The sequence below is a fragment of the Oerskovia sp. NPDC057915 genome (assembly GCF_042887685.1).
Lineage (GTDB): Bacteria > Actinomycetota > Actinomycetes > Actinomycetales > Cellulomonadaceae > Oerskovia.
This window is the reverse complement of record NZ_JBHVOS010000002.1, coordinates 103,749-118,195: the sequence shown is the minus strand read 5'-3', so window position 1 is coordinate 118,195 and position 14,447 is coordinate 103,749. Positions and strand designations below refer to the sequence as shown.

Annotated in this window: 11 protein-coding genes; 6 read left to right on the top strand and 5 right to left on the bottom strand. The window is 72.7% G+C overall.

Annotation, left to right across the window (positions count from 1 at the left end):
- Positions 1-77: 77 nt before the first annotated feature.
- A complete protein-coding gene (locus tag ACFVQ3_RS01885; RefSeq protein ID WP_387634361.1) occupies positions 78-1,019 on the top strand; it encodes a cation diffusion facilitator family transporter in 942 nt (313 codons plus the stop codon).
- A 131-nt stretch (positions 1,020-1,150) separates the two neighbouring features.
- On the opposite strand, the gene ACFVQ3_RS01880 is transcribed toward ACFVQ3_RS01885, so the two are convergent.
- The 4 genes from ACFVQ3_RS01880 to ACFVQ3_RS01865 all read right to left on the bottom strand — a co-directional run bounded on the left by ACFVQ3_RS01880 (position 1,151) and on the right by ACFVQ3_RS01865 (position 5,997).
- Positions 1,151-2,071 carry a glycine betaine ABC transporter substrate-binding protein gene (locus tag ACFVQ3_RS01880; RefSeq protein WP_387634359.1) on the bottom strand — a complete coding sequence of 307 codons (921 nt, stop codon included), beginning with the start codon at positions 2,069-2,071 and terminating at the stop codon, positions 1,151-1,153.
- Between the two features lie 127 nt (positions 2,072-2,198).
- Positions 2,199-3,074, bottom strand: coding sequence for an ABC transporter permease (locus ACFVQ3_RS01875; RefSeq protein ID WP_387634356.1), 876 nt, complete (start codon positions 3,072-3,074; stop codon positions 2,199-2,201).
- Positions 3,071-4,498: a glycine betaine/L-proline ABC transporter ATP-binding protein gene (locus ACFVQ3_RS01870; RefSeq protein WP_387634354.1), complete on the bottom strand. Its 1,428-nt coding sequence runs from the start codon at positions 4,496-4,498 to the stop codon at positions 3,071-3,073. The genes ACFVQ3_RS01875 and ACFVQ3_RS01870 overlap by 4 nt, the downstream gene beginning before the upstream one ends.
- A 620-nt stretch (positions 4,499-5,118) precedes the next feature.
- Positions 5,119-5,997: a hypothetical protein gene (locus ACFVQ3_RS01865; protein WP_387634351.1), complete on the bottom strand. Its 879-nt coding sequence runs from the start codon at positions 5,995-5,997 to the stop codon at positions 5,119-5,121.
- Positions 5,998-6,414: 417 nt separating this feature from the next.
- Here ACFVQ3_RS01865 and ahcY point away from each other — a divergent pair, with 417 nt between their 5' ends.
- From ahcY to ACFVQ3_RS01840, 5 genes are all read left to right on the top strand, one after another.
- Positions 6,415-7,947 carry an adenosylhomocysteinase gene (gene ahcY, locus ACFVQ3_RS01860; protein ID WP_387634349.1) on the top strand — a complete coding sequence of 511 codons (1,533 nt, stop codon included), beginning with the start codon at positions 6,415-6,417 and terminating at the stop codon, positions 7,945-7,947.
- Positions 7,948-8,247: 300 nt separating this feature from the next.
- The gene (locus tag ACFVQ3_RS01855) at positions 8,248-9,681 is read left to right on the top strand and encodes a hypothetical protein (protein WP_387634346.1); all 1,434 of its coding nucleotides are present in this window, start codon (positions 8,248-8,250) and stop codon (positions 9,679-9,681) included.
- A gap of 131 nt (positions 9,682-9,812) precedes the next feature.
- Positions 9,813-11,276 (top strand): sensor histidine kinase, encoded by a 1,464-nt coding sequence (locus tag ACFVQ3_RS01850; RefSeq protein WP_387634343.1) that lies wholly within the window; start codon positions 9,813-9,815, stop codon positions 11,274-11,276.
- 79 nt (positions 11,277-11,355) lie between these two features.
- Positions 11,356-12,015: a response regulator transcription factor gene (locus tag ACFVQ3_RS01845; protein ID WP_387634340.1), complete on the top strand. Its 660-nt coding sequence runs from the start codon at positions 11,356-11,358 to the stop codon at positions 12,013-12,015.
- A 186-nt stretch (positions 12,016-12,201) separates the two neighbouring features.
- Positions 12,202-13,605: an acyltransferase family protein gene (locus tag ACFVQ3_RS01840; protein WP_387634337.1), complete on the top strand. Its 1,404-nt coding sequence runs from the start codon at positions 12,202-12,204 to the stop codon at positions 13,603-13,605.
- Here ACFVQ3_RS01840 and ACFVQ3_RS01835 read toward each other — a convergent pair.
- Complete coding sequence (locus tag ACFVQ3_RS01835; protein WP_387634334.1) at positions 13,517-14,338, bottom strand: RDD family protein; 822 nt, start codon at positions 14,336-14,338, stop codon at positions 13,517-13,519. The genes ACFVQ3_RS01840 and ACFVQ3_RS01835 overlap by 89 nt on opposite strands.
- Between the last annotated feature and the right edge of the window lie 109 nt (positions 14,339-14,447).

Below are 14,447 nucleotides of genomic sequence, written 5' to 3'. Positions count from 1 at the left end.
AGCCCACGGTGCGATGCTGGACCGAGCACGCGCCACGGGCCGGACCCGCGTCGTCCGAGTCGAAGGAGAGCCACGACATGTCAGCTCAGGGCGGCACCAAGGCGGTCGTCGCGGCACTGCTCGCGAACATGGGCATCGCCGTCACCAAGTTCGTCGCGTGGGGGCTGACCGGGGCCTCGTCGATGCTCGCCGAAGGAGTGCACTCGCTCGCCGACTCCGGCAACCAGGCGCTGCTGCTCCTCGGCGGGCGGCGGTCGCGCCGGGCGGCCGACGAGGAGCACCCGTTCGGGTACGGCCGCGAACGCTACGTCTACGCGTTCATCGTCTCGATCGTGTTGTTCACGGTCGGTGGCCTCTTCGCCCTCTACGAGGCGTGGCACAAGTGGCAGGACCCGCACCCCATCACCGAATGGCAGTGGGTCCCCATCGCGGTGCTGCTCGTCGCGATCGGCATGGAAGGGTTCTCTTTCCGCACCGCGATCCGCGAGTCGAACACCGTGCGCGGCGAGCAGTCGTGGCCGTCGTTCGTCCGCAACGCCAAGGCACCCGAGCTTCCCGTGGTGCTGCTCGAGGACTTCGGCGCGCTGATCGGCCTGGTCCTCGCCCTCGGAGGCGTGGGGTTGACCCTGGTCACGGGGGACGGGCGGTGGGACGCGGCAGGGACCGCGTGCATCGGCATCCTGCTGGTCCTCATCGCGATCGTCCTGGCCCTGGAGACCAGCTCGCTGCTGCTCGGCGAGTCCGCGACGAGCGCCGACGTCGCCGCGATCCGCGCGGCCCTCGTGGGCGAGGGCGTCGCGTCCGTCATCCACCTCAAGACGCTCCACCTCGGACCCGAGGAGCTGCTCGTCGCCGCCAAGATCGAGGTCACCGCGACCGCCGACGGGGCGTCGATCGCCCGCGCCATCGACGCCGCGGAGGAACGGGTCCGTGCTGCCGTCCCCATCGCGGGTTCGATCTACCTCGAGCCGGACCTGCGCCGGGCCCCCGTGGCCCCGGAAGATCGGACCCACGACTAAGGCGTTCCTGCCTGGCCGCCCGACGGCGCAGCGGACGTCCCGGGTGAACCCTCCCGCCGCCGTCGGGACGGAACGCCGCAGGCCGGCACCCCCACGGGGGTGCCGGCCTGCGGCGTTCCGTCCGACGAGCCTCAGGCCTCCGCGGCGGCCTTGAGGTCGTCGACGAACGTCGGGTTGGCCTCGAGCCACTCACGCACCGAGGCGTCGTTGTCGGAGCCCTCGTTCTCGTTGAACATGATGTTCTCGAGGGAGAAGAGCTGCTCGTCGCTCAGCGTGAGCGCGGAGATCCACGACGCGACGTCGGGGTGGTCCTCGGTGAAGCCGGTGCGTGCGACCGAGTGGATCTTCTCGGCCTCGCCCATGGCGCCCTCGGTGTCCTCAAGGTCCTTGACGGGGAACGCGTCGTAGGCCCAGTGCGGGCGCCACAGCGTGACGGCGACGTTCTCGCCGGCGTCGGTCGCGCCCTTGAGCTCGGCGAGCATGGCCGGGGTCGAGGAGATGACGAAGTCCATGTCGTCCAGGCCGTAGGTCGGGATGGCCTCGTCCTGCGTGATGCGGGTCAGGCCCGCGCCGGACTCGATGCCGACGATGCGGTTGCCGAACAGGTCGGCGTTCGCGGCGAGCTCGTCGATGCTGTCGATCGGCGCGTCCTCGTTGACCGCGATGGTCAGCTTGGCGTCGTCGTACCAGTAGCCGAGGTCCTCGAGGTCGTCGCCGTACTGCTTCTTGTAGTCGGCGTGCGTGAGGGGCAGCCACATGTCGAAGTTGACGTCGAAGTCGCCCCCGGCCATGCCCGTGTAGACGACGCCCGGGTCGGCGGTCTCGGTGCGGACCGTGTAGCCCTCGTCCTCGAGGATGGCCTTGAACAGGTGCGACACCGCGATGCCCTCGTCCCAGCCCGAGTGGATCGCGATCGTGATGTCCTTGTCGGCCCCGCCTCCGGAGCCGGCGTCGGTGCCCGAGGCGCAGGCCGAGAGGCCGAGCCCGAGGGCGAGCGAGGACGCGACGATCGCTGTGCGACGACGAGCCTGGTGGTGACGTGCGGGAGACATGATGTCCTTCCTTCGGCAGACCGACCGCGGTGCGGCGGGTCGGGCCTGGGTTGGTGGTCGTGCAGAGGAGTGCGAGGGCGCTGGAGAGCGTGGGTCCGGGCGGCAGGCGCCGCCCGGACCGAGCGCCTCAGACCGCGGTGGCCGCGAGGGCCTTGGCGACGGGCGAGCGGGTGCTGAGGGCCGAGGTCACGCGGTCGAGGAAGATCGCGAGGATCACGACGGACAGACCCGCCTCGAAGCCGAGCGAGATGTTGACGCGCTGCAGCGCCGCCACGACGTCGCCCCCCAGGCCGCCGGCGCCGACGAGACCGGCGAGCACGACCATCGAGAGCGAGAGCATGATGACCTGGTTGACGCCGGCCATGATGGTCGGCATGGCGAGCGGCAGCTGGATCTGGCGCAGGATGCGCCCGGGGGTCGAACCGAACGCGTGCCCGGCCTCGACGACCTCCTTGTCCACCTGCCGGATGCCCAGCTCGGTGAAGCGGACGCCAGGGGCGAGGGCGAACACCACGGTCGCGACGATGCCGGGGACGGCGCCCGTCAGGAAGATCATGACCATGGGGATGAGGTACACGAATCCCGGCATGGTCTGCATGAAGTCGAGCACGGGGCGCACGACGCGTGAGACCTTGTCGTTCCGGGCGGCCCAGATGCCCAGCGGGATGCCGATCGCGAGCGAGATCACGCTGGCGACGAGGACGAGCGCCAGGGTGTCCATGGCGTTGTCCCACTGGTCGACGCCCGCGATCACGACGAAGCCGACGAGGGCCGTGACGCCCAGCTTCCAGCCCTTGGCAAAGAACGCCAGGGCCGCGAGCACGAGCGCGACGACGAGGAAGGGCGGACCGTGAAGCACTGCGGCCAGGGCGTCGTAGCAGGTCAGCAGGACGTCCTTGACGACCGCGAAGAACGGCTTGAACGAGGCGATGAGCCAGTCCACGAAGGTGGCGACCCAGTCGCCGAAGGGCAGGCGGGGGACGAACGTGTCGGTGGTGCTCATGCGCCCGCTCCTTCCGTCGTGGGGGCGTCGTGCGGGGCGGTCGCGCCTTCGGCTGCGCCGGTGGGCCGGTCGTCGTCGCTCTCGTCGGGCCCGACGGCGTCGGTCTCCTCGAGCGTGGGCGGCACCATGGCCTCGAGGAGGGTCACGCGCGGGATGACCCCGACCAGCCGGTTCTTGTCGTCCGTCACGGCGACGGGCAGGGGAGACTCGGCCGCCGGGGCGAAGAGCTCCGCCAGGGGGGTGTCGACACTCACGGGAGCGACGCCGTCGTGCACGATCGACTCGATGCTCGTGGCGTGGTCGCCGCTCGACTTGAGCAGCGCGACCGCGTCCGCGTCGCGGACGACGCCGCGCAGGACGCGCTGACGGTCGACGACGTAGGCCGCCGACACCTGCGCCTCGCGCATGGTGCGGCTCGCGACGCGCGGGCCACCACCGAGCGGGACGACCGCGGTCGGGCGGACCATGACCGAGGAGGCGGTCAGGACGCGGGTGCGGTCGACGTCGGCGACGAACTGCGCGACGTAGTCGTTCGCCGGGTCGGAGAGGATCTCCTCGGCCGTGCCGATCTGGACCGTGCGCCCGTCACGCATGACCGCGATGCGGTCGCCCAGGTGCATGGCCTCGTTGAGGTCGTGCGTGATGAAGATGATGGTCTTGCCCAGGGTCTGCTGCAGGTCGAGGAGCTGCTCCTGCATCTCGCGCCGGATGAGCGGGTCGAGCGCGGAGAAGGCCTCGTCCATGAGCAGCACGTCGGTGTCGGCGGCGAGCGCGCGGGCGAGCCCCACGCGCTGGCGCATGCCACCCGAGAGCTGCGACGGCAGCGAGTCCTGCCAGCCGCCCAGACCCACGAGGTCCAGGGCCCGCTGCGCCTTCTCGCGGCGCTCGGCCTTGCCCATGCCCTGGATCTCGAGCGGGTAGGCCGCGTTGTCCAGGACCGTGCGGTGGGGGAGCAGGGCGAAGTGCTGGAACACCATGCTCACGCGGCTGCGACGCAGGGCGCGCAGCTGCTTGGCGTTCACGGTCGCGAGGTCCTCGTCGCCGAGGAGGACGTGGCCGGCCGACGGCTTCCACAGGCCGTTGAGCATGCGGATGAGCGTCGACTTGCCCGAGCCCGACAGGCCCATGACGACGAAGATCTCGCCCTGCTTGACGTCGAAGCTCGCGTCGATCACGGCGGCCGTGCCCAGGGTCTTGACGTCGGCGCGGCTCGCGCCGTCCTTGAGGCGTCGGACGGCCTCCTGCGGACGGCGGCCGAAGACCTTGTAGACGCCCTGGACGCTCACGGCCACGGGCCGGTCGTCAGGCAGGGGGGCGGCGCCGTGGGCGCCGGGGAAGGGCTCGGTCTCGACAGGGATGAGGACGGGGGCGGTGCTCGTGGGTGGCTCGGTGCTCGTACTCGTGCTGGTGCTGCTGGCGGTCATGCTGGCGGGTCTCGCCACCTTCCGGGTGTCGTGGCAGGTCCGGAACGCTCCGCGGAGGGCGCCAGGGTGACCTGGCTGCGACCTCCCGGTGCGCTCAGCGCCGCGAGGCGCGTCACGGTCCACCGGATCGAGGCCCGCCGCCGGGGGCCACCCGGGTGGGTGGCCGCCGCGAGGCGCAGCGGGCGCTGACCTGTCGTGGGCCCGGCGCGAGCCGGTCCTGGACAGGTCGATCTGTCTCCAGCACCCTGCCCGATCTCAGGGCGAATTGCTACCGAGTGGCCGGTGTGCATGGCGGTTTCCAGGGAGATGCTTGACCGTACAATCGTTGAAAGCGCGCGGTTTTGACCATTCGCGGGATCGTTATCGCTTCGTGACCTTGATATGGTCAAGCACATTTGTTATCGCGCGCGGGCGCGAACTGTTCATCTGCTGCGGCTCGGCTGCTGGGGCCGCCGGCGGTGACGCTCCGTTGCGCCGAGGGTGACGCTCCTGCCCGCCGGCGGTGACGTGCTGGTGCGCCGGCGGTGACGCTCCTGCCCTCCGAGGGTGACGCCCCGGTGCGCCGAGGGTGACGGTGAGTGACGCCGTCGGGCCGACGACCGCCGCGCGAGAGCCCACCCTCACCACCGAGGGCGCCGCGCCTGCTCGAACAGCGCGGCCACCGCCGCGAACAGGGCCTCGCGCCGGGCGAACAGCGCGTTGTCCACGACCAGCAGACCCCACCCGTTCGCACGCACCCGATCACCGCGCACCCGGTCCCTTGTCGCCTGGTCGGGACTGAGGTGATAGGCGCCGTCGTACTCGACGCCGACGCGGAGCTCGGGGTTCGCCAGGTCGAGCCGCGCCACGAACGCCCCGGCCGCGTCGTGGAGCTCGTGCTGCGCGACGAGACGCGGGAAGCCCTCCAGGGCGAGGAGCACCCGCAGCATCGACTCGCGCACCGACTCGGCGCCGGCGTCGACGAGGTCGAACGCGCGGGGAACCATGGTGATCCAGCGGGCTCCCGGGTTGCGTTCGACGACGGGCCAGACGTCGGCGACGCCCAGAGCGGTCGCCCGGACGAGCGCGTCCAGCCGCGGGACCGACCGCAGGAGCACGGGGTCGCGGGCGAGGTCGTACGCCGTACGAGCAGGTGTCGTGACGAGCCCCCAGGGAGAGCCCTGCACGTCGTCGGGGTGGAACGAACGGCCCCGAGAGGTGCGTCCGTCGGCGGACCGGACCCGTCTGCCGTGGTGGGCGCCGACCTCGACCGGGTGTGCAGCGCTCGCCTGGTCCACGCCGTGGATCCACGCGGCCGTCGTCCCGCACAGGACGGCGTCCGTCGGAAGCGCGAGCCGGGTCGCGCGGACCCGGTCGCCGTAGGTGAGGGAGTGCCGCGCCGGTGCGAGCACGTCTCGTGCGACACGTCGCAGGAGCGGGCCGCCCAGACGTGCCGGGACGAGGTCCCGGGCGTCGGTCGTGCGCAGGAGGAGCTGTCCGTGGTCATCGATGTTCCGCATGGCTGGATGGTGCCGAACGTGTCGCCGTGGCGTGCGGGACGCGGAGTCGGCTGTGGGCGGCGATCCGTGGACGTGGCCTGTGCACGGGGAGTCCCCTACGGGGGCGGGGGCACCGCTCGGCGTCCTCCCACACCCGGCGTCCGGCCTCGGGATCGCGCCCCGGGCGCGGCGCCGTCGACGCGGGATCCGGTCACCGCCGGCGGCGGTGTGCGTCGCCCTCGGCGGCCGCGTCCGTCACCGTCAGCGGCGGTGTGCGTCACCCCCGGCGCCCCCGGTGGTCACCCTCGGCACCCGGGGAGCCGCCCCCGGTGGTCACCCTCGGCACCCGGGGAGCCGCCCACGGTGGTCACCCCAGCACCCGGGGCGCCGTCGCCGGTAGTCTGGGGAGACACCGTCAGAACCGTCGTTCGGAGCACCATGTCTTCTGCCACGCCCGCCTCCCAGGCCTCGTTCGACGAGGTGCCCGGCCGCTACAAGGTCCGAGACCTGTCCCTCGCTGAAGCGGGACGTCACCAGATCCGCCTCGCCGAGCACGAGATGCCCGGGCTCATGGCGCTGCGTGCCGAGTTCGGCGAGTCGCAGCCGCTGGCCGGCGCGCGCATCGCGGGCTCGCTCCACATGACCGTCCAGACGGCCGTCCTCATCGAGACCCTCGTCGCGCTCGGCGCCCAGGTGCGGTGGGCCAGCTGCAACATCTTCTCGACGCAGGACGAGGCTGCCGCGGCGATCGTCGTCGGCCCGCACGGCACGCCCGAGGACCCCCAGGGCGTCCCGGTCTTCGCCTGGAAGGGCGAGAGCCTCGAGGAGTACTGGGACTGCACCGAGCAGATCCTGCTGTGGCCGGGCAGCAACGGCGCTGGGGGCGCGAACCTCATCCTCGACGACGGCGGCGACGCGACCATGCTCGTCCACCTGGGCCTGCAGTACGAGCGCCTGGGCACCGTCCCCCCGGACACGCTCCCGGGCGAGCCGGACCACACGCACGAGATGAACGTCGTGCGCTCGGTCCTGCGCCGGGCGCTCGCGGCCGACCCGCTGCGCTGGACCGGCATCGCGGACCAGCTGCTCGGCGTGACGGAGGAGACGACCACGGGCGTGCACCGCCTGTACCAGCTCGCCGAGTCGGGCGAGCTGCTCTTCCCGGCGATCAACGTCAACGACTCGGTCACCAAGTCGAAGTTCGACAACAAGTACGGCATCCGCCACTCGCTGCCGGACGGGATCAACCGTGCGACCGACGTCCTCATGGGCGGCAAGGTCGCGTTCGTCGCGGGCTACGGCGACGTGGGCAAGGGCGCTGCGGAGGCGTTCCGTGGTCAGGGTGCGCGCGTGATCGTGTCCGAGGTCGACCCGATCTGCGCGCTCCAGGCGGCGATGGACGGCTACCAGGTCGCACGCATCGAGGACGTCCTGAGCGAGGCCGACTTCTTCATCACGACCACGGGCAACAAGGACGTGGTCACGGCCGAGCACATGGCGGCGATGAAGAACAAGGCGATCGTCGGCAACATCGGCCACTTCGACAACGAGATCGACATGGCAGGCCTCGCCCAGGTCCCGGGCGTCACGCGCACCGAGATCAAGCCGCAGGTGCACGAGTGGACGTTCCCGGCGGCAGACGGCGAGGAGACTCGCTCGATCATCGTCCTGTCGGAGGGGCGTCTGCTGAACCTGGGCAACGCGACGGGCCACCCGTCGTTCGTCATGAGCAACTCGTTCTCGAACCAGGTCATCGGCCAGATCGAGCTCTTCGAGGACAGCAGGCGCGCTGAGGGTGAGCGCACGTACGAGCGTCAGGTCTACCGCCTGCCCAAGGTCCTCGACGAGAAGGTCGCGCGCCTGCACCTCGACGCGCTGGGCGTGCGCCTGACCGAGCTCTCGAAGAGCCAGGCGGACTACCTCGGCATCCCGGTCGAGGGGCCGTACAAGCCGGAGCACTACCGCTACTGAGCGGTCGCGCACGCCCCTGAGCGAGGGGCCCGACGACGGAGGGCCGGGTTCCGGGAGGAGCCCGGCCTTTCGTGTGCGGTCACCTTGGGCGAGGTGGGACGTCACCCTCGGCGGGCGACCTCGTCGCCCTCGGCGGGCGGTCACGTCGCCCTGGGCGCGGCGGTGCGTCGCCGTCGGCGGGCGGTCGCGTCACCGTCGGCGGTCCTCGGCGTCGCCCTCGGCGGGCCCTCTCGTCACCGTGGGCGCTTCCGGCACTCCTGCGCGAGGATGGTCCCAGCAGCGCGCCGACAGGAGAAGACGATGGCGACGATCCCGAGCGAGCCCACGATCAGCGACCCCGAACGAGCAGAGCTCGAGGCCCTGCGTGCGGAGGTCCGGCGACTGCGGGCCGAGCGCGCGACCCCGCCCCCCGGGACGGTTCCCGCCGCAGCGCCCCGTCGCGGCGGGTGGCTCCGCTGGACGGCCGTCGCGGTGCTCCTGGTCCTCGCGGGCGTTCTCATGCTCGGCTCGGTCCTCGCCCGGTACGTGCGCGGCGAGATCCTCGACACCGACCACTACGTCGCGACGGTCACCCCGCTGGGCTCGGACCCCGCGATCCAGGCCGAGATCAGCACCAAGGTCTCGGACGCGATCCTCGAGCGGATCGACCTGGAGACCGTCACGACGCAGGCGCTCGCGACGCTCACGCAGAACGTCGACCAGGTCCCGCCCCAGGTGCAGGGCCTGGCGCCGCTCCTCGCGAGCCAGGGCGAGTCGTTCGTCCGCTCGACCGTGGACCGCATGGTCACGTCGCCGAGGTTCGAGGAGCTGTGGATCGTCGCGAACCGCCAGGCCCACAAGAACCTCGTCGCGGTCCTCACGGGCGAGGGCGGCACGGCGGTGACGGCCGACGCGAACGGCCAGGTCACGCTCTCGCTCGGGCCCATGATCGACGAGGTCACGAAGCGGCTGTCGGCGAGGGGCTTCACGTTCGTCGAGAACCTGCCGTCGATCAACCCGCAGTTCGTGCTGTTCACCTCGGACGACGTCGTGACGGCGCAGCGTGCGGTGGCCGCCCTGAGCAAGGCAGCGAACGTCCTGCCGTGGCTCTCGCTCCTCGTCGCGGTCGGTGCGGTGTGGGCGGCCCCTCGCGGTCGACGCCGCCGGGCGGTGATCCTCGCGGGCGTCACGTACGTCGTCGCGATGGCGGTCCTCGCGATCGGGATCACGGTCGGCCGGTCGCTGTACCTGAGCGCCGTGCCGTCGGAGACCCTGTCGCCCTCGGCGGCGACAGCGCTGATCGACGCGGTGCTGGTCCCGCTGCGCACGTCGTTGCGTGCGGTGTTCGCGTTCGGGGTGGTCGTCGTGCTCGCCGCCTACCTCACGGGTCCCAGCCGGTCGGCGGTCGCGGTCCGCGGCGGGTTCAACTGGCTCGTGCGCGCCGTCAGCCGCGGCCACGCCGGGGACAGCGGGCGGGCTCCGCACCCGTTCGAGGTCTGGGTCGCGCGGCTGCGCTGGCCGCTGATCGCGCTCGTCCTCGCCGGGGCGCTCGCCGTCCTGGTGTTCTCGCGCTACCCGAGCGGGAGCACGATCCTGGTCATCGCGCTGGTCGCGGCCGTCCTGGTGGTCGCGGTCCAGGTGGTGTCGGCGCCCGCGCGTGGTGCGGCGAGGGTGAGCGGGCCGGGGGAGCCGGGGGCCGCCGTCGGGCAGGAGGGCCGCGCCGAGGAGGAGGCCGGCACGCCGGCCGCGCACTGAGCGGGGCGCCGTGAGAGGGGGGACATCCCCCCTGCACGACGGCGGCGCGCACCCTGGGCGTGCGGGCACCGGTCGGCGAGACTGGTGGTACCGCTCGAACCAGACCCAGGAGTCCTGCCACCATGTCTGCTGTGACATCCCCCCAGCCGCCGCTCGGCGACGCCGCGCCCGACGGCGGACCCACGCCCGGGTACGCGCCGCCCGCCGAGCAGGTCCCGTCCTTCGAGACCGAGCCGGTCGCACCCGGTGACCTGCGGCACGTCCACGCCGGGCTCGACCCTCGCTACGTTGACCTGCGCGAGCCGGTCGGCTTCCTGGCCGCCCCGTTCGCGCGCCAGACCTGGCGCGAGTTCGGCTACCTGTGGCTGTCGTTGTTCGTCGCGCCCTTTGCGTTCACGTACGTGATGTTCACCGTGAGCTTCACGGCGGGGATCCTCGTGACGGTCGTGGGGCTCGTGGTCTCGGGCGGCCTGGTCCTCGGGGCGCGCGGCTGGGGCGGCATGTACCGCACGATGGCGCGCTCGATGCTCTCGGTCGACGTGCTGCCACCCACGCCGCACACGCCGCGGCGCGGGTTCTGGCGCATGCTGTGGTCGAACCTGTCGGACGGTCCCGGGTGGCGGGCCATGACCTTCATGTTCGTGAGCTTCTTCCTGGCGCTCGTCGCCTTCGTCGTGTCGGTGACGTTCTTCTTCGTCTCGCTGGGGGCCGCGACGCACTGGTTCTGGTCGCAGTTCCTGCCCGCGCAGCTCGGCTCCGACGGTGAGTGGCACCGCGGTGCACAGATGGGGTCGGGCTGGTTCGTCGACACCCCGCTGCGCCAGTCGGCGCTCGCGGCCGTGGGGATCGCGCTGTGGTGGCTGTGGCCGCAGCTCGTGCGCGGGTTCGCCCAGCTCTTCCGTCTCCTGTCGGTCAACCTGCTCGGCCCGACCCGGGCGAGCCTGCGCGTGGCCGACCTCGAGAAGTCCCGCGGCAGGACCGTGGAGGACGCGGACGCCAAGCTGCGCCGCATCGAGCGCGACCTGCACGACGGCACCCAGGCCCGGCTCGTCGCGGTCGCGATGCAGCTCGGCGAGGCCAAGGAGCAGCTCGCGGCGGGCGGTGACGCGTCCGACGCCCTCGAGCTCGTCGACAACGCGCACGCGTCGACCAAGGAGGCGCTCGTCGAGCTCCGCGAGCTCGCCCGGGGCATCCACCCGCCCGCGCTCGACAACGGCCTCGCGGTCGCCCTCGAGACGCTCGCGGCCAGGTCCCCGCTGCCCGTGACGGTCGACGTCGACCCGGGCATCGCACCGTCGCCGGCCGTCGAGACCATCGCGTACTTCTGCGTCGCCGAGCTCGTGACGAACGCCGCCAAGCACGCGCGCGCCTCGGGCGTCTACGTGCTCGTCGAGGAGGACGGCTCGCGGCTGCGCCTGCGCGTGCGCGACGACGGGCAGGGCGGTGCACGCATCTCGACGCCCGACGCGCGCGGCCACCGCTCGGGGCTCGCGGGTCTCGAGGAGCGGGTCCGGTCGGTCGACGGCACGTTGGACCTCGTGAGCCCGGTCGGTGGGCCTACGGTGGTCACGGTCGTCCTGCCGAGCAGGGTGTGACCGGCCCCGACCCCCGGACCGGCCCGGGCGCCTCGACCAGGCGCCCGGGCCGACCCATCGACACAGAAGAGGTACCACCGTGCGGCTCGTGATCGCCGAGGACTCCGTCATCCTGCGCGACGGGCTCGTCGCACTGCTCACCCGTCGTGGCCACGAGGTCGTCGCGGCCGTGGGTGACGGTGACGCGCTCGTCGCGGAGGTCGGGCGCCTGGCCACGCTCGGCGAGCTGCCCGACGTCGTCATCATCGACATCCGCATGCCCCCGACGTTCACGGACGAGGGCCTGCGCGCGGCGCTCACCCTGCGTGCCGCGTCGCCGGGGCTGGGGGTGCTGCTGTTCTCGCAGTACGTCGAGACGCGGTTCGTGAGCGAGCTGCTCACGGGCGGCGCCGAGGGCGTGGGGTACCTCCTGAAGGACCGTGTCGCGGACGTGAGCGAGTTCCTCGACGCCCTGACGCGCATCGCCGCGGGCCAGACGGTGCTCGACCCGGAGGTCGTGAGCCAGCTCATGGGTGCGTCGCGCTCCGACGACGGCCTGGCACGTCTCACGCCGCGCGAGCGCGAGGTGCTCGAGCTCATGGCGCAGGGGCGCTCGAACACCGCGATCGCGGAGAACCTGTTCCTGTCCTACGGGGCCGTGGAGAAGAACGTCACGGCGATCTTCGGCAAGCTCGGGCTGCCGCAGGACGCGGGGGACCACCGTCGCGTGCTCGCGGTGCTGAGGTACCTGCGGGACTGAGCACGACGCCGCGGTACCAGCGGGACCGAGGTCGCCCGAGCTCGCTGGACGGGGGCGCCCGGGGGACATCCCCCGCACTGGTGACCGGACGGCCGCCCGGCCCTCGGGGGCGGCTCCCATTCCGGGACGTACCGGGATTTTCGAGACTGGTGGGGAACCCTTTCCCTCCGTCCCGAGGAGCATCCAGTGGCCGTCGTCGACGTCCCTCGCCTTCCTGTCCGGCCCGCCCGGACGCCCCGTCCGTCGCCGCTCGCCGGCCCGTCCTCGTCCCCCACGGGTCTCGCGGCCCGACGCCCGGAGCCTGCGCCCCGCCGTCGGGCCGTCGCCGGTTCCCCTGCCCGTCGCGACGTGTTCGTCGACGCGGTGCGTGCGCTCGCGACCCTCGCGGTCCTGAGCGTCCACTGGCTCATGCCCGAGGTCACCTGGGACGGCGAGCGCCTCGGGATCGGCAACGCCCTCGCCCACGGTGGGGCGTGGACGCTCACGTGGGTCCTGCAGGTCCTGCCGCTGCTGTTCTTCGCGGCCGGGGCGTCGGCGGCGTACCAGCTCTGGCGCCCGGGCACGGCGAGCGGGCCCGACGGCGCCGCTCGCCTCCCGGGGGCGGTGCGGCCGGGCGCAGCACCAGGTCTCGTCGCGGCCGGGTGGGACGTCGTGCGGCGCCGGATGCCGCGCATCTGGAAGCCGGTCGCGGCGTTCGTGGTCGCCTGGGCCGTCGCTGCCGTCGTGCTGGTCGCCGCAGGCGTGCCGGAGGCGGCCGTCCTGCAGGTCGCCCGGATCGCGCCGCAGCTCCTGTGGTTCCTCGGGGTGTACCTGCTGCTGCTCGCGGTCACCCCGGCCCTGCTGCGGGCCTATCGGGCGTGGGGCCGGCGCACGGTCGCGGTCGTCGTCGCGGCGCCCTTCGTCGTGGACGTGCTGCGCTTCGCGGCGGGCGCCGAGCACGTGGCCGTCGCGAACGTCCTGCTCGGCTGGGCGGTGCCCTACGTCCTGGGGATCGTCTACGTCGACCTCGTGCGGCGCGACGCGCTGCCCTCGCGGCGCACGCTCACCCTCGTGGCCACCGGCGCGCTCGCCGCGATGGCGGGCCTCGTCGTCGTCGGCCCCTACCCGCCGAGCCTCATCGGGATGCCGGGCGACGCGATCTCCAACCTCGGACCGCCCACGGCCCTCGCCGTGACCCACGCGGTGCTCCAGGTGAGCGTGGCGCTCGCGGTGCGCGACGTCGTCGTGCGCTGGGCGCAGGGGCGCGGTGCGACCCTCGTGGGGTGGGTCGCCGGCCGGTCCATGACGCTGTACCTGTGGCACCTGACCGCGATGTTCGTGGTGCTCGGCGTGGTCCTGCTGGGTCTCGGCACGCCTCTGCCCGCGTCGTGGAGCGCCGACTGGTGGGCGAGCCGGCCCCTGTGGTTCGGGGCGGCCGCGCTCGTCCTCGGCGCGCTCGTGCTGGCGTTCGGGCGCTTCGAGGCGGGGGCTCCGCGTCGGGCGGGCGTGCGGAGCGTGCGCGTCAGCTCCGGGGGTCGGGCACCGAGTACGGCAGGCGGTGCAGCATCTCGCCCTGCTCCTGCGCGAGGACGCGTCCCCGCTGGGCGCTGACCCAGTCCCGGCTGCGCCGCTCGGCCAGGACCGCGCACAGGAAGTCCTCGGGCGGCGTCCCGGGCGGCGGGCCGGGGGCCACGTACTGCTCGATCCGGCCTGCGAGGTCCTGGCCGATCCGGACGCGCGAGGCCGGGTGGAGCTGGGCGGCCCGCCCGAGGAACTGGCGCACCGCGAGGGCCAGGCCGTCCGGGAGCCTGCGCATGTCGGCGTGCGCGGCCCAGCCGGCCAGGTAGGGCGGCATCGCGATCGCCGCGTACGTCGGCTTCCCGCCGCGCACCCGGACCGCGTAGGTGCCGGCGAGCATGTCCCCGACCCGCTTGCCCTTGTCGTTCGACAGCGACGCGACGATCGCGACCGCACCGAACGTCATCCACAGCTCGCCCACACCCACGAGCGCACGGATGAAGGCGTGCCGGAAGCGGACGGGGCCGCCGTCGTCGCGCACGATCCGGACCCCCGTCGCGAGCTTGCCGAGGGAACGGCCCCGCGTGAGGGTCTCGACCGTCGTCGGGATGCCGACCATGACCAGGACCAGGAGGACGATCCACACCGCGGGCGCGAAGTCGATGCTGACGGCGTTGAGCGCCGCTCCCGCGACCGCGACGAGCAGGAGGACGAGGAGGGTCCCGAGCGCGACGAGGTCGATCACGGCCCCCAGGGCGCGCGTCACGAAGGATGCCGGTCGCGCGTCGAGCACCACGCCCTCGCCGGTCAGGATGCCGTCTCGCACGCGTGGTCCTCCAGGGTCGTCGACGCAGGTCGCAGGATCGTCGCCGCTCCCGAACGGTGACCGGGTGGCGACGAGGGGTCCGGCCCACTGTAGGGCAAGGTGTGGCAGG

Bases quoted from the DNA above. Each gene is read 5' to 3' on its own strand.
- ahcY (WP_387634349.1), top strand. From the start codon at position 6,415: ATGTCTTCTGCCACGCCCGCCTCCCAGGCCTCGTTCGACGAGGTGCCC.
- ACFVQ3_RS01865 (WP_387634351.1), bottom strand. From the start codon at position 5,997: ATGCGGAACATCGATGACCACGGACAGCTCCTCCTGCGCACGACCGAC.
- ACFVQ3_RS01885 (WP_387634361.1), top strand. From the start codon at position 78: ATGTCAGCTCAGGGCGGCACCAAGGCGGTCGTCGCGGCACTGCTCGCG.
- ACFVQ3_RS01880 (WP_387634359.1), bottom strand. From the start codon at position 2,071: ATGTCTCCCGCACGTCACCACCAGGCTCGTCGTCGCACAGCGATCGTC.
- ACFVQ3_RS01870 (WP_387634354.1), bottom strand. From the start codon at position 4,498: ATGACCGCCAGCAGCACCAGCACGAGTACGAGCACCGAGCCACCCACG.
- ACFVQ3_RS01875 (WP_387634356.1), bottom strand. From the start codon at position 3,074: ATGAGCACCACCGACACGTTCGTCCCCCGCCTGCCCTTCGGCGACTGG.
- ACFVQ3_RS01855 (WP_387634346.1), top strand. From the start codon at position 8,248: ATGGCGACGATCCCGAGCGAGCCCACGATCAGCGACCCCGAACGAGCA.